Source organism: Blastomonas sp. CCH1-A6 (genome assembly GCF_001556365.1).
GTDB classification, from domain to species: domain Bacteria; phylum Pseudomonadota; class Alphaproteobacteria; order Sphingomonadales; family Sphingomonadaceae; genus Blastomonas; species Blastomonas ursincola.
On sequence record NZ_LSIS01000113.1, the window covers coordinates 1 to 13,810 of the forward strand.

Consider the following 13,810-nt stretch of genomic DNA (forward strand, 5'->3'; position numbering starts at 1 on the left):
GCGCGCGCTGGCGCGCTACATCGTCGAACGCGACAACTGACCGCAAAAGCGGCATCGCAAAGGGGAAGAAGATCATGCGGATTGGCGTTTACCCGGGGACGTTCGATCCCATCACGCTGGGTCATATGGACATCATCCAGCGCGGGGCGCAGCTGGTCGACCACCTGATCGTCGGCGTCACCACCAATATCGCCAAGAGCCCGATGTTCTCCGACGAGGAGCGCATGGAGATGGTGCGGCGCGAGGTCGCGCAGATTCCGGGCGCGAATATCAGCGTGGTCGGGTTCAGCTCGCTGCTGATGGACTTTGCCGAGGCGCAGGGCGCATCGGTGGTCATCCGCGGCATTCGCGGGGTCACCGATTTCGAATATGAGTATCAGCTCACGGGCATGAACCGCCAGCTCAACGACCGGATCGAGACCGTCTTCCTGATGGCGGACGTCGCGCTGCAGCCGATCGCATCGCGGCTGGTCAAGGAAATTGCGCTCTATGGCGGCGCTATCCACCGTTTCGTGACCGATGCGGTGCGGATCGATGTCGAGAAACGGGTACGCGAAACCGGCCTCAAGGGGTGATCCTGCGTACACCACGCGCTGCCCAAGTTCATTCATGACAGGCTCAGATGCTTTGGCTATAGCCATGCCCGAAATGGGGCAGGCTTTGCCACGCCGCCCCGGATGAATGGAACAGGAATGCCCGGTTATATGCCCAATATCTTGAAATCGCTTGCTGCCCTGTCGTTCATCCCGATGCTGCTCGCCCCCATCGCTGCCCAGGCGCAGGATTCCGCGCCGACCGAACAGTCGCAGATCGAGGTGGACAGGGCCGCCGCGCGCGCTGCCCGCGAGGCCGAGAAGGAAGCGGCCAGGGTCCGCAAGCAGCAGCAGGAGGAAGCCGAAAAGGCGGCCAAGCAGGCGCAGAAGGAAGAGGACAAGAAGGCCAAGGCGGCCGAGAAGGAGGCGCGCAAGGCTGCCAAGGAGCAGGAAGAGGCGTCCGAAGACAAGGACAAGGAAGCCCGCAAGGCTGCGCGCGATGCCGAAAAGGAATCGCTGGAAAAGCGTGACAGCAACGCTGCCGATGCCTCTGCTGTCGGCGCATCGCTGGTGCCGACGCCCGACAAGGCCGATCCCGACAATATCCTGTATCTCGACCTGTCGACCGGTGGCCGGGTGACGATCCAGCTCTACCCGGAAATTGCCCCCAACCATGTCGAGCGGATCAAGACGCTGACCCGCCAGGGCTTTTACGACGGCATCATCTTCCACCGCGTGATCGAAGGCTTCATGGCGCAGACCGGCGACCCGACGGGCACCGGCACCGGCGGTTCGGACCTTCCCGATGTCGCGGCGGAGTTCAACAAGTTCCCGCATCTGCGCGGCAGCGTGTCGATGGCCCGCGCGCAGGACCCGAACAGCGCCAACAGCCAGTTCTTCATCGTCTTCTATCCGCGCTTCTCGCTCGACAACAGCTATACGAATTTCGGCCGCGTGATCTCGGGCATGCAATATGTCGACGCCGTGCCGCGCGGCGAGCCGCCGAGCACCCCGGCGCGCATCCTGCAGGCTTCGCTCAAGTCGCAGAACAAGCCCGAGCCCAATTACGCGGCCCAGGCCCAGCCTGCCGAGCGCGCGATCTCGGTCGACGAGCTGAACGCGCCGATCAGCAACTGATCGCTTTTCAAGCAATCTTGCAATCCATCGTCATTCCCGCGAAAGCGGGAATCCCGCCTGGCACCTGACGCTGAACCGGAAAGCGGGACCCCCGCCTGCGCGGGGATGAAGAACCTTGCTGGATGGATTGCACCCGACGATGCGCGTTGACGAATTCGACTTCGACCTTCCCCAGGAACGGATCGCCCTGCGCCCTGTGCGCCCGCGCGATGCGGCGAAAATGCTGCACGTGCAGGGCAGCAGCATGACCGATGCGACGGTGCGCGATCTGCCACGCCTGCTGAACCCTGGCGACTGCCTGGTGTTCAACGATACCCGCGTCATCCCTGCGCAGCTCGAGGGGGTGAAGCTGGGCAGCCAGGCGCGCATCGGCGCGACGCTGCACAAGCGGATCGATCTGCGCCGCTGGCAGGCGTTCGTGCGCAACGCCAAACGACTGCGCGAGGGCGATGTCGTGCATTTCGGCGCGGGCGTGATGGCCGGGGTCGAGAGCAAGGCGGATGACGGCTCGATCGTGTTCGACTTTCAGGGCGACGAGCCCGTCGAGATCCTGCTCGAGCGGGCAGGCACAATGCCACTGCCGCCCTATATCGCGAGCAAGCGCGAGATCGACGAGGCCGATCGCGAGGATTACCAGACCCGCTTTGCGCAAAAGGACGGTGCGGTCGCTGCGCCCACGGCCTCGCTGCACTTCACCGACCGGCTGATGGCGGAACTTGGCGAGGCCGGGATCGAGCATGCCATGCTGACGCTGCATGTCGGTGCGGGGACCTTCCTTCCGGTCAAGGCGGACGACACCAACGACCACCAGATGCACGCCGAATGGGGGCGCATCGATGCCGAGACGGCGGACCGCCTCAATGCCATCCGCGCGCGCGGCAACCGCGTGATCGCGGTGGGGACCACCGTGCTGCGCCTGATCGAAAGCGCCGCGGGCGACGACGATATCATCCGCCCCTTCGAGGGCGACACCTCGATCTTCATCACGCCGGGCTATCGTTTCAAGGGCATCGACGGGCTGATGACCAACTTCCACCTGCCGCGCTCGACCCTGTTCATGCTGGTCTCGGCGCTGATGGGGCTCGATGTGATGAAAGCGGCTTACGCCCACGCGATCGCGAACGAGTATCGCTTCTATTCCTATGGCGACTCCTCGCTGCTGCTGCCCGGAGAGCGCGATCAGCTGATCTAGTCCGTCACTAACATAGATCAGTATTTTCGGTTTTCCCGATCAACTCGTCCCGGATTAATCTCCAGTGAACGGCGAATGCGCCGTCCCATTGCAGGAGATCAACCCGATGAGTCGCACCTCCGTTTCCGTGATTGCCTTGCTCGCTTTCACGCTTTCGGCGCCTGCCGCCTTTGCGCAGCCCGCCACCCAGCCGCAGGTCAATCCCGCTGCGGCCAATTCGAACCAGGACTGGTGGCCCGAGCGGCTCGACCTGTCGCCGCTCCGCCAGCATGCGCGCGAATCGAACCCGATGGGTGACGATTTCGACTATGCGAAGGAGTTCCAGACGCTCGATATCGCGGCGGTCAAGGCCGACATCAAGACGCTGATGACCACGTCGCAGGACTGGTGGCCGGCGGATTACGGCCATTACGGTCCGTTCTTCATCCGCATGGCCTGGCACAGCGCGGGCACCTATCGCACCGCCGATGGTCGTGGCGGCGCTGGCGGCGGCCAGCAGCGGTTCGAGCCGCTCAACAGCTGGCCCGACAACGCCAATCTCGATCGCGCGCGCCGTCTGCTGTGGCCGATCAAGCAGAAGTACGGCCGCAAGCTCAGCTGGGCCGACCTGATGGTGCTGACCGGCAACGTCGCGCTCGAATCGATGGGCTTCAAGACCTTCGGCTTTGCCGGCGGTCGCACCGACGACTGGGAAGCAGACAAGGTCTATTGGGGCCGCGAGAAGAAGTTCCTCGCCGCCGATCGCTATCATGGTGATCGCAAGCTCGAAAAGCCGCTGGCTGCGGTGCAGATGGGCCTGATCTACGTCAATCCCGAGGGCCCGAACGGCAATCCCGATCCGCTGGCTGCCGCCAAGGACATTCGCGAAACCTTCGGCCGCATGGCGATGAACGACGAGGAAACCGTCGCGCTGATCGCGGGCGGGCACACCTTCGGAAAGGCGCATGGTGCGCACAAGGCCGAAGAGTGCATCGGTGCCGATCCGGCGGGTTCGCCGACCGAACAGCAGGGTATCGGCTGGGTCAACAAGTGCGGCACGGGCAAGGGTGTCGATGCGGTGACCAGCGGGCTGGAAGGCGCGTGGTCGGTCAACCCGATCGCTTGGACCACCCAGTATCTCGACAATCTGTTCGGCTTCGACTGGGTGCAGACGCGCAGCCCCGGCGGTGCGATCCAGTGGATCCCCAGCGACAAGAGCGCCGCGAACCTGGTCCCCGACGCGCATGACAAGACCAAGCGTCACGCACCGATCATGTTCACCACCGACCTCGCGCTGAAGATGGACCCCGAATATCGCAAGGTGTCCGAGCGCTTCCACAAGGACCCGGACGCGTTTGCCGATGCCTTTGCCCGCGCTTGGTTCAAGCTGACCCATCGCGACATGGGTCCGCGCTGGCGCTATCTGGGCGCCGATGCTCCCAAGGTCGATCTGATCTGGCAGGACCCGGTTCCGGCAGTCGATCACCCCTTGGTCGATGCGCAGGATGTCGCCTCGCTCAAGGCGCAGATCCTGGGCTCGGGACTGACCACGCAGGAACTGGTGCGCACCGCCTGGGCGGCAGCGGCAAGCTATCGCGACACCGACATGCGTGGCGGCACCAATGGCGGACGCCTGCGGCTCGCCCCGCAAAAGGACTGGGCGGTCAACAACCCGGCGGAAATCACCAAGGTGGTGGCCAAGCTGGAAGCGATCCAGACCAGCTTCAACAAGGCGCAGAAGGGCGGCAAGAAGATCTCGCTCGCCGATACCATCGTGCTTGCAGGCAATGCTGGTATCGAGGAAGCCGCGCGCAAGGCTGGTCACAGCCTGACGGTGCCGTTCAAGCCGGGCCGCGGCGATGCCAGCCAGGCGCAGACCGACGTGGCAGCCTTCGAACCGCTCGAGCCGACCGCAGACGGCTTCCGCAACTATTATGGTGCGGGCAGCGTGATGTCGCCGGTCGACATGCTGGTCGATCGTGCGAACATGCTGAGCCTGACGGTGCCCGAAATGACCGTGCTGGTCGGCGGCCTGCGTGCGCTCGACGCCAATACCGGCGGCGCGAAGCATGGCGTGTTCACCAGCACGCCGGGTCAGCTGAACAACGCATTCTTCGTCAACCTGCTCGACATGGGCAACAAGTGGACGAAGTCGCCGAGCGAAGCGGGTCTGTATGAAGGACGCGACATCAAGTCGGGCCAGCTCAAGTGGACCGCTACCCCGGTCGATCTGATCTTCGGATCGAATTCGGAGCTTCGTGCGGTGGCCGAAGTCTATGCCGCCAGCGATGGCGAAAAGAAGTTCGCTGAGGACTTTGTCGCCGCCTGGACCAAGGTGATGAACCTCGGCCTGCAATAAGCTTCCCCGCCCCGGTGGCGGCGGCCCACATGCCGCCACCGGATGCAGGCCTATTTGTCCTTCATCACCCAGACCCCGTCCCACTCCCCATGGGGCGGGGTCGCTTGCAAGATGCGGCAGCGTTCGACATAGGTGCGCGACAGGCCGTCGCCGGGATTGAGCGACAGGCATTTCTCGAAGCGGGTGATCGCCTCGTCCCAGCGCGCGGCGCGATAGGCAAGAATGCCGTCCTCGAAATGGCCGAGCACGTCGCGCATCGCCGGGAAGGTCTGGGCGTCATGATAATCGAGCAGTTCGTACACGCGCACCGGCGCGGTCTTGCCCTTGACGACCACCAGATCGATGTCGCGCATCCGGTAGGTGCCGTTGAACCGCGCCACCGTGTTCTCGCTCGCCAGGATGCGCGCCGAATAGGCCTTGCACGCGCTTTCGAGCCGGCTGGCGAGGTTCACGCCATCGCCGATCACGGTGTAATCCATCCGCTTGGGACTGCCGATATTGCCCGAGACGATATGGTCGGTATGGATGCCGACGCCCATGTCCACAATCTTGAGGCCCCGGTCGCGGCGCTGGGCATTCCATTCCCAAAGCGTACGGATCATGTTGATCGCGGCGCGCGCGGCGCGGTCCGGATCGTCGTCGTGGGGCATGGGCAGGCCGAAACAGGCCATGATCGCATCGCCGATAAACTTGTCGAGCATGCCGCCCTGCGCGGTGATGCACTCGACCATGAGGCTGAAATATTCGTTGAGGAACGACACGGTGCCCTGCGCGCCATATTCCTCGGTGATGGTCGTGAACCCGCGCACGTCGGTGAACATGATCGTCGCCTCGGCGCTGACCCCGCCGAGCAGGTCGAGCGTGTCATTGTCCATCATCTGCGCGGCGATGACCGGGTCCATATAGCGCGACATGGTCGATTTCATGCGCTTCTCGCTGCTGATGTCCTCGACCATCAGCATCGATCCCAGCTTGCTGTCGTCGCTTTCGGAGACGAGCGGCATGATCGTGAGATTGACCGACTTGGTGACACCGGACAGCGCCACCTCTGCATCTGGGAAGACGTCGCTGCTGCGCTCTTCCTTCACCTTCTCGATCCGGTCGAGGATCCAACTGCCGCGCTCGTCGAGCAGGTCCGACAGCAGCCGCCCCTGAAGTTCGGAGGCCTTGCAAGACCAGATGCGCTCGATCGCCTGGTTGCAGGTGATGATCTTGCCCAGCGGATCGAGCGTCAGCACGCCGTTCGACATGCTCTGCAGCACCGATTCATTGTACAGCTTCATCCGCTGCACATCGTCGAACAGCTTGGAATTCTCGAGCGCGATGGCGATCTGACCGGTAAAGGTCTTGAGCTGCTGCTCGTCCTTGTCGGTGAACGCGCCGGTCTTCTTGTTGAGCACCTGGGTGACGCCGATGACCTCGCCCTGCTTGTTGATGATCGGCACGCACAGGATGCAGCGGGTGAAGAAGCCCGTCTGCCGGTCGAAACTGGGGTTGAAGCGCAGGTCGGCATAGGCGTGCGGAATGTTGAGGCTCTGGCCCGTGGTGAACACCGTGCCCGCGATGCCGACGCTCGACGGGAAGCGGATCTCGTTGACCTTGCCGCCCGCCGAGAACAGCGAGAACAGCGTGTCGGTCGCCTTGTCGTGGATGAAGATCGTCGCGCGCTCGGCCTCGAACATGCGCACTGTCTCTGCCACCACGCGCTGGAGCAGCCGGGTCAGGTCGACTTCCGAGCTGATCTCCGAGATCATCGAGAGGAAGGCGAGCTCCTTGGCGCGGACCTGCTCGATCTCCTCGATCGATTGAAGGCTTTGCAGGAAAACGGTTGCCTGGCTGGTCATCTCCTCGAGCAGGGCAACGTCATCGGTGGTGAAGTTGCCGTCATGCTTGTTGATGTTCTGCATCACGCCGATGATCTGGCCCAGTGGCGTGCGCACGGGCACGCAGACGATATTGCGCGTCTTGTAGCCGGTGCGCTGGTCGACCGTGCTGTTGAAACGCGGATCGGCATAGGCATCGTCGACAAGCAGGGACTCGCCGGTCTGGAAGACATGCCCCGCAATACCTGAATTGGCGAGGATGCGGATTTCCAGGCTCTGGCTGCCCTGGGCGAAGCGCGAATAAAGCTCGCCGGTCTTGGGATCGTTGAGAAACAGGGTCCCACGATCGCAATTGAGCTCGCGCGAGGTCAGCTCGACCAGCATCGCCAGCACGCCATCGATCTGCGTCATCGTCGCGCATTTGCGGGTGACCTCCAGCAGCACCTCGGTGCGGCGCAGCGCGGCGGCGCGCTGGCTCTCGGTCATCGGCCGCGCCAGAGTATCGGTGCCTACGCTCATCAGGCCTTTTCCCTCGTCATATCTTCCATCCGCTCGCGCAGCGCCTGGATCTGTTGCTGAAGCGCCTGTCGTTCGAGCGCATGATCCGACTCCTGGCGGGCTCGTGCCTGGACGGCGGCGGTGCGCTCGGCATCCAGCGTCTGGCGCAGCGCATCGATGCTGCCCTTGAGCTGCACGATCTCGGCCTGTGCGGCTGCGCGCTCGGCCTGCAGAGCGTGGTCGGACGCACGCTGCTGCGCTTCCATCTGGTCACGCATCTGCTGGATTGTCGTGGTAAGATCGGCGATGCGCGCCGCCTCTTCGGACCGGGCGCGCGTGATCTGCCGATCGGCATCGTTGGCGGCGGCTTCCAGTGCCTGGCGCAGACCGTCGATCGTCGCCTGAAGGTGCAGGTTGGCGGCGCGCATTTCCGAAAGCGCGTCCGGACTGGAATCTGATGTCATGTCGATCGTCCCCGCCAAACTGGTCCTATTGGTAACGGCGCATGTCAAGCACGGTTAACCGCTGATTTGCCATAAGGAGGACAATAATCTGTGACAGCGCGCACGCGCCCAGTCGTTTGTTGCAATCAGCCGATTGCGCGAAGTTAATCCTTGAGCTTCAGGGCTTTGCGCAACTCGGCATTGATCCGGCTCTGCCAGCCGGGGCCGGTGGCACGAAACCCTTCAAGCACCGCGCGGTCCAGCCGCAAGGTCACCTGCTGCTTGGGATTGTCAGACTTGGGCCGACCGGGGCGGGTGAGGGTGCCATCGGCGGGGCGGATGAGCTTGTCGCCATGCCAGACAGCGGCGCGGCGGAACTGGTCATCTGTCCATTCGGGTGTGTCGTCTGGATCAGTCCAGGGCTCATGCGGTGAAGCCATGATGGTCTGTTTCCCAACCTGGTTCAGGTATCAATATTGCAACTACAATAACCCGCCTCGTCAACTTATTCCATCGCCAGCAGCCGCTCGGCGCCGCCCAGGTCGACCGAGACCAGGCGGCTCACCCCGCGCTCGACCATGGTTACGCCGAACAGGCGGTGCATGCGGCTCATCGTCACGGCATTGTGCGTGACGATGAGGTATCGGGTGTCCGTGACCACGGCCATGTGATCGAGCAGGTCGCAGAACCGGTCGATATTCGCATCGTCGAGCGGTGCGTCGACCTCGTCGAGCACGCAGATCGGCGCGGGGTTGGTGAGGAACAGGCCGAAGATGAGCGCCACCGCCGTCAGCGCCTGTTCGCCGCCCGAGAGCAGCGTCAGCGAGGAGAGGCGCTTGCCCGGGGGTTGCGCCATGATCTCGAGCCCGGCTTCGAGCGGATCGTCGCTGTCGATGAGTTCGAGATGCGCCTTGCCGCCGTTGAACAGCCGCGCGAACAGCGTGCGGAAATGGCCGTCCACCGTCTCGAACGCGGCGAGCAGCCGCTGGCGGCCCTCGCGATTGAGCGCGCCGATCGAACCACGCAATCTTGCGATCGCCTCGACCAGTTCGTCATGCTCGGCCCGGATCGTCGCCATTTCGGTTTCGAGTGATGCGAGCTCGTCCGCTGCGATGAGGTTGACCGCACCCAGCCGCTCGCGTGCCTGGTGCAGCCGCTCGTGCTCGGCGGCTTCGGTCTCGGCCGCCGCGATCTGAGCCGGATCGAACGCGAAGCGTTCGGGCAGCAGCGGGGGCGGGCACTGGAAGCGCTCGCCGCAGCCTTGCGCGAGCTCGAGGCGTCGCTGGTCCTGATGTTCTGCTCGCGCGGATGCGCCAGCGCGCTGCTCGCGGGCGAGGGCGAGCGCTTCGGATGTCGCCGCAGCCAGTCGCTCGGCCTCAGCCAGCGCCTTTTCTGCTGCATGCGACGCCGCCTCCGCCAGGGACTGCGCCTGGCGTGCCTCGGCGAGCGATGCCTGGAGCGCTGTGATCGTCTCGCCCAGCTTTTCGGGCTTGGCCGCCATGCCAGCACGTTCCTGCTCCAGCTCGGCCGCACGCACCTGCATCTCGCGCAGCCGCTGTGCGGCCTCGCCCGATCGACCCTGCCAGCCCTTGATCTCGGCGCGCACGGTGGCACGCCGCTCGCGCAGGGCTGACAAGGTCTGGGCGTGCGTCGCCAGCGCCGCCATTGCGGAGCGCAGGCCTGTTTGCGCCGCGCCGGTGCGTTCGGTGAGAACAGCCACTTGCTCGCGCTGCGCTGCGCCATCGGGCAGGCCAGCGCGCGCTGCTTCGGCTGCTCTCAGGTCTTGCGCCGCGGCTTCGGCATCGGCAGCAAGGCGCTCGATACGCTCGGCGAGATCGTCGCGGCGCTCGGCATCGCGCTGCAGCGCGTGCTCGGTCTGGTCGCGATCGCGCAGCGCCTGGCGTTCGGCAGCTTCGGCTGTTCCCAGCGCGCGACTATGCTCGGCGATCCGCGCCTGCAGATCGGCGAGTTGCTGTTGCGCCAGCGCCAGAGCCGTCTCTGCGCCTTCCAGCCGTTCGGCCAGCGCAGGCCGAGCCACCTCGAGCTCGGTCAGCCGGGTGCGTCGCTCCAGCCGTTCTGCCGCCGCCGCACCGTCGCCGCTCGATACAAATCCGTCCCAGCGGCGCACACGCCCATCGCGCGTTACCAGCCGAACGCCGGGACCGAGCGCCTGTCCGGCATCGATATGTGCAACCATGACGAGCGACAGCCGCGCAGCGAGAGCCTCGGGCGCCCGGACATGGTCGGCGAGCCAGACGCAGCCATCGGGCAGGGCAGGGCGATCGACGGGCACAGCGGCCCCTGTCCAGCACCGCCCTTCTCCGGCAGGCTCTGCGATCGGAGCGCTCAGGTCATCGCCCAGCGCGGCGGCGAGCGCCTTTTCAAATCCCCTTTCGGCCTGAACCTGGTCGAGCGCGCGCTCGCCTCCGCCGGGTTTCTTGGCCAGGTCGCGCGTCAAGGCGTCGATCTCGCGCGTCATCGCGTTCAGCTCAGCGCGCAGCGTCGCTAGCTCGCTCTGCGCCGCATCGCGCGCCGGAACGACAGCATCGCGATCCGATTGTGCCTTGGCCAGCGCGGCCTCTGCCGCCGCCTTGGCCTGCGCCGCCTGCGCGCATTCGGCCAGCGCCTCGTCGCGAAGCCGTGCCAGCTCGGCCGCATCGCCGAGCCCGGAAAGCTGCGCCCGCGTCCGCTGCAATTCCTCATCTGCACGGCGGTGGCGCGCCAGTGCGGTGGCGAGCGCGGCATCGGCGACCTTGATATCGGCATCGGTGCGCGCCAGCTCGGCCCTCGCTTCGGCGAGCGCGACCTCGGCCTCGCGCACCGCGCGCTCGGCATTGTCCTGCGCATGGACGAGCACGGGGCCGCGCGCTTCCTCGGCAGCGATATCGGCCTGGACGCGGGCATTTTCCGCCTCCAGCCGTTCGAGCGCGGCGGTGGCATCATGGGTCAGCCGGTCCTCGCGCGCGCTGTCTTCGGCAATCCGCTTCTGCTGCCGGTCGAGATCGGAAAGGCGCTGCACGGCGGCATCGCGCTCTGCCGTCAGCGAAGAGAGCCGGAATGCCAGATCCTGGGCGGCATCGCGCGCCGACTGCAGCGCGGCACGAGTCTCGGCCAGCGTCTCGATCGCGCTGCGCTGCCCGGCCTGGGCGTCGTTCTGTGCCGTCTGGGCCGCAACTACGGCTGCCTCTGCCGCCGCAGCCTCGGCGCGCGCCTGCTTGGCCGTCTCGGCCGCGGTGCGCCAGCGCGCGAAAAGCGCGCGCGCCTCAGCCACCGCGATCTGGTGGCTGAGCGCGCGGTAGCGTTCCGCCGCCTTGGCCTGACGCGCCAGATTGGCCGAGCGCGCCTCCATGTCGGTGAGTACCTGCTGCAGCCGCTCCAGATTGGTCTCGGTCGCGCGCAGCTTCTGCTCGGCATCCTTGCGGCGGACATGGAGGCCCGCGATCCCGGCGGCCTCCTCGAGCATCTGGCGCCGCTCGACCGGGCGGGCGGAGATGACCGCGGCGATCCGCCCCTGGCTGACCAGCGCCGGGCTGTGCGCGCCTGTGGCGGCATCGGCAAAGAGCAGCGCGACATCCTTGGCGCGCACGTCGCGGCCATTGGCGCGATAGGCGCTGCCCGCACCGCGCTCGATCCGGCGGACGACCTCGAGCTCGCCATCCTCCACCGTTACCGCCGCGAGCACCGGCTGGCTGACCTCGGTGAGCAGCGCGACTTCGGCGAAATTGCGCGCGGGGCGGGTGGCGGTCCCGGCGAAGATCACGTCTTCCATGCCGCCGCCGCGCATCGACTTGGCCGAGCTTTCGCCCATCACCCAGCGGATCGCCTCGAGCAGGTTGGACTTGCCGCAGCCATTGGGGCCGACAATGCCGGTCAGGCCGGGTTCGATGCGCAGTTCTGCGGGCTCGACGAAGCTCTTGAACCCGCTGAGCTTAAGCCGCTTGAAACGCATCGGGGCAGTGAAGGCAGGGGGCGCGTGACTTGTCTGGCCCGGCACCGCAGCCTGGCCAGCCTCATCCGCCATCAATCCCCCATGGTCCATCGAACCCCCTTCAATGGCTCCGGGTCAGCGCGCCCCCATCGCCTGGATTTCGGTTTCCAGCGCCGGCCAGCCGGTGAATTCGACCTTGCGACCATTGATATAGAAGGTCGGCGTGCCCTGGATATCGTCTTCCTTGGTCGCGGTCTGGGTGTTCTCGGCCAGCGCCTGCGCGGTCTCGACATTGGTCAGGCACTGCAGCGCCTGATCGCGCGAAATGCCGCGCTGAGCGAAGAAGTCGATCAGACCGGTGCCTTCGGCCAGTGCGACGAAGCGCTGATTGTCGGGCAGGGCGAGCGCCGCCTCGAAGCGCTGCTGGCCCATGGCCTGCGCCTTGGTGAAGATGTCCGCCTGATTGGCCAGCACCTGCTCGCTGAGCGCGAAGAAGCTCTCGTTTGGCCCGCAACGCGTCAGCATCGATGCGGTGAGATCGAGCGGTTCGCGCACGAAGTTGCGGAATTCATAGCTCACGCGGCCGCTGGCGACGTATTTGTCGCGGATGGTCGCAAAGGCCTGTTCGGCGAATTCGGCGCAATGGCTGCAGGTGAGCGAGGCATATTCGACCAGCTTGATCGGTGCATCGGGATTGCCCATCACATAATAGCCCTTGTCGGTCTTGGTGACGGTTTCGGTCCAGTTCTTGCCGGCAGGCGCGGGGATGGCGGCGATCGGCTCGCCGGAGGGAGCGCCTTCCGCGGCCTTGTCGGCTTCACCGCTGCACGCGGCGACGGAGAGCATCAGGGGCAGGGCGATCAGGCTGGCAAAACGCTTCATACAGATTTGGTCCTTGTCATCGGAAACAGGGGGAAGTTCGACCCCGCGGGTCGGAAAATGCGTGGGTTCTGCTCTAGCGGCTGGCCAGCAGCGGTTCCAGACTTTTCCAGTCATAGACATTGGCCTGCAGCTTGCCGTTGATGGTGAAGCTGGGCGTTCCTTCGATCTTGACGGTCTCGCTGGCGAACTTGGTCATCGCCAGCACCTTGCCCTGTTCGGCCTTGTTGGCAAGGCACGCATCAATCTGGGCATTGGTGGCCAGCGGCGAATGCCGCCGCAGCTCGTCATACAGGCCAAGATCGCTGGCAATGCGCTTCAGCCGGGCGTTGATGTCGCCCTGATACCAGGCGGCCTGGCCTTCGCGGCCCAGGCTCCCGGCCTTGGTCATCCAGGTGCGCTGACTGGCGAGCAGACCGTGATGGCGGCGGAAGAAGCTGCGCGGTTCGCCGCAGCGTGCAAGCAGTGCGACGGTCATGTCGAGCGGATCGCGGATGAAGTTGCGCACCTCCAGGCTGGTCTTGCCTTTAGAGATGAAGCCATCGGCCAGCGCGGGATCCGATTCCTGATCGAACGCAGCGCAGTGCGGACAGGTATAGCTCATGTACTCGACGATTTTCTGCGTCGCGGCCGGGTTGCCCAGAACATGCCCGCCGACCTGGCTCTGGCTCACGCGGTTGGACCAGTCGGCCGGGGCTGCGGCCTTTTGTGCGGCACCGGGCGATACGGCAAATAGGCTCGCGGCGGCAGCAAGCGCGATGGCGGAAACGGCAAGAAGCGGGCGCAACGGCGCAATCATCGATCAACCTCATCAGGCAGGGGCGGCGCGAACAGGCGCACGGGTTTCAGATTGTCGCTCCTTAGCTGAACCGGGGCTGGCCGGGGAGCCTTTGAAGCGGCCTCGCGCGCTTCCTTTTCCTCCAGGCTGCGCGCCAGCGATTCGAGCACGGACTGCAGTTCGGGGTCGGCAATGGGCTTGAGGCCATCGGCTGGCGCGATGCTGATGGTCCGCAGCGATGGCGGCGGGGCAGGGCGCGGC

Annotated in this window: 10 protein-coding genes and 1 pseudogene; 4 read left to right on the forward strand and 7 right to left on the reverse strand. The window is 65.3% G+C overall.

Going from position 1 to position 13,810, the window contains the following annotated elements; translation table 11 throughout:
• Window positions 1-74: 74 nt before the first annotated feature.
• The 4 genes from coaD (at window position 75) to katG (ending at window position 5,200) form a co-directional block, all read left to right on the forward strand.
• Complete coding sequence (coaD, locus tag AX735_RS04715) at window positions 75-575, forward strand: pantetheine-phosphate adenylyltransferase (protein ID WP_060979926.1); 501 nt, start codon at window positions 75-77, stop codon at window positions 573-575.
• A 474-nt stretch (window positions 576-1,049) separates the two neighbouring features.
• Window positions 1,050-1,670 carry a peptidylprolyl isomerase gene (locus tag AX735_RS04720; RefSeq protein ID WP_066276416.1) on the forward strand — a complete coding sequence of 207 codons (621 nt, stop codon included), beginning with the start codon at window positions 1,050-1,052 and terminating at the stop codon, window positions 1,668-1,670.
• Between the two features lie 139 nt (window positions 1,671-1,809).
• A complete protein-coding gene (gene queA, locus AX735_RS04725; protein WP_066276399.1) occupies window positions 1,810-2,862 on the forward strand; it encodes a tRNA preQ1(34) S-adenosylmethionine ribosyltransferase-isomerase QueA in 1,053 nt (350 codons plus the stop codon).
• A 106-nt stretch (window positions 2,863-2,968) separates the two neighbouring features.
• Window positions 2,969-5,200, forward strand: coding sequence for a catalase/peroxidase HPI (gene katG, locus AX735_RS04730; protein WP_066276418.1), 2,232 nt, complete (start codon window positions 2,969-2,971; stop codon window positions 5,198-5,200).
• Window positions 5,201-5,250: 50 nt separating this feature from the next.
• Here the strand turns inward: katG and AX735_RS04735 are convergent, their stop codons facing one another.
• The 7 genes and pseudogenes from AX735_RS04735 to AX735_RS25625 form a co-directional block, all read right to left on the reverse strand.
• Window positions 5,251-7,542: an adenylate/guanylate cyclase domain-containing protein gene (locus AX735_RS04735; protein WP_231750025.1), complete on the reverse strand. Its 2,292-nt coding sequence runs from the start codon at window positions 7,540-7,542 to the stop codon at window positions 5,251-5,253.
• Window positions 7,542-7,985 carry a hypothetical protein gene (locus AX735_RS04740; RefSeq protein WP_137776234.1) on the reverse strand — a complete coding sequence of 148 codons (444 nt, stop codon included), beginning with the start codon at window positions 7,983-7,985 and terminating at the stop codon, window positions 7,542-7,544. The genes AX735_RS04735 and AX735_RS04740 overlap by 1 nt, the downstream gene beginning before the upstream one ends.
• Window positions 7,986-8,128: 143 nt before the next feature.
• Window positions 8,129-8,404 carry a BrnA antitoxin family protein gene (locus tag AX735_RS04745; RefSeq protein WP_066276404.1) on the reverse strand — a complete coding sequence of 92 codons (276 nt, stop codon included), beginning with the start codon at window positions 8,402-8,404 and terminating at the stop codon, window positions 8,129-8,131.
• A gap of 65 nt (window positions 8,405-8,469) precedes the next feature.
• The gene (smc, locus tag AX735_RS04750) at window positions 8,470-11,913 is read right to left on the reverse strand and encodes a chromosome segregation protein SMC (protein ID WP_066276428.1); all 3,444 of its coding nucleotides are present in this window, start codon (window positions 11,911-11,913) and stop codon (window positions 8,470-8,472) included.
• A 114-nt stretch (window positions 11,914-12,027) separates the two neighbouring features.
• Entirely contained in the window at window positions 12,028-12,774 is a 747-nt protein-coding gene (locus AX735_RS04755; protein WP_066276405.1) for a thioredoxin domain-containing protein, read from the reverse strand.
• A gap of 73 nt (window positions 12,775-12,847) precedes the next feature.
• A complete protein-coding gene (locus AX735_RS04760) occupies window positions 12,848-13,570 on the reverse strand; it encodes a thioredoxin domain-containing protein (protein WP_066276411.1) in 723 nt (240 codons plus the stop codon).
• Window positions 13,567-13,810, reverse strand: a pseudogene (locus AX735_RS25625) (DUF721 domain-containing protein); the annotation flags it as partial. The gene AX735_RS04760 and the pseudogene AX735_RS25625, both read right to left, overlap by 4 nt.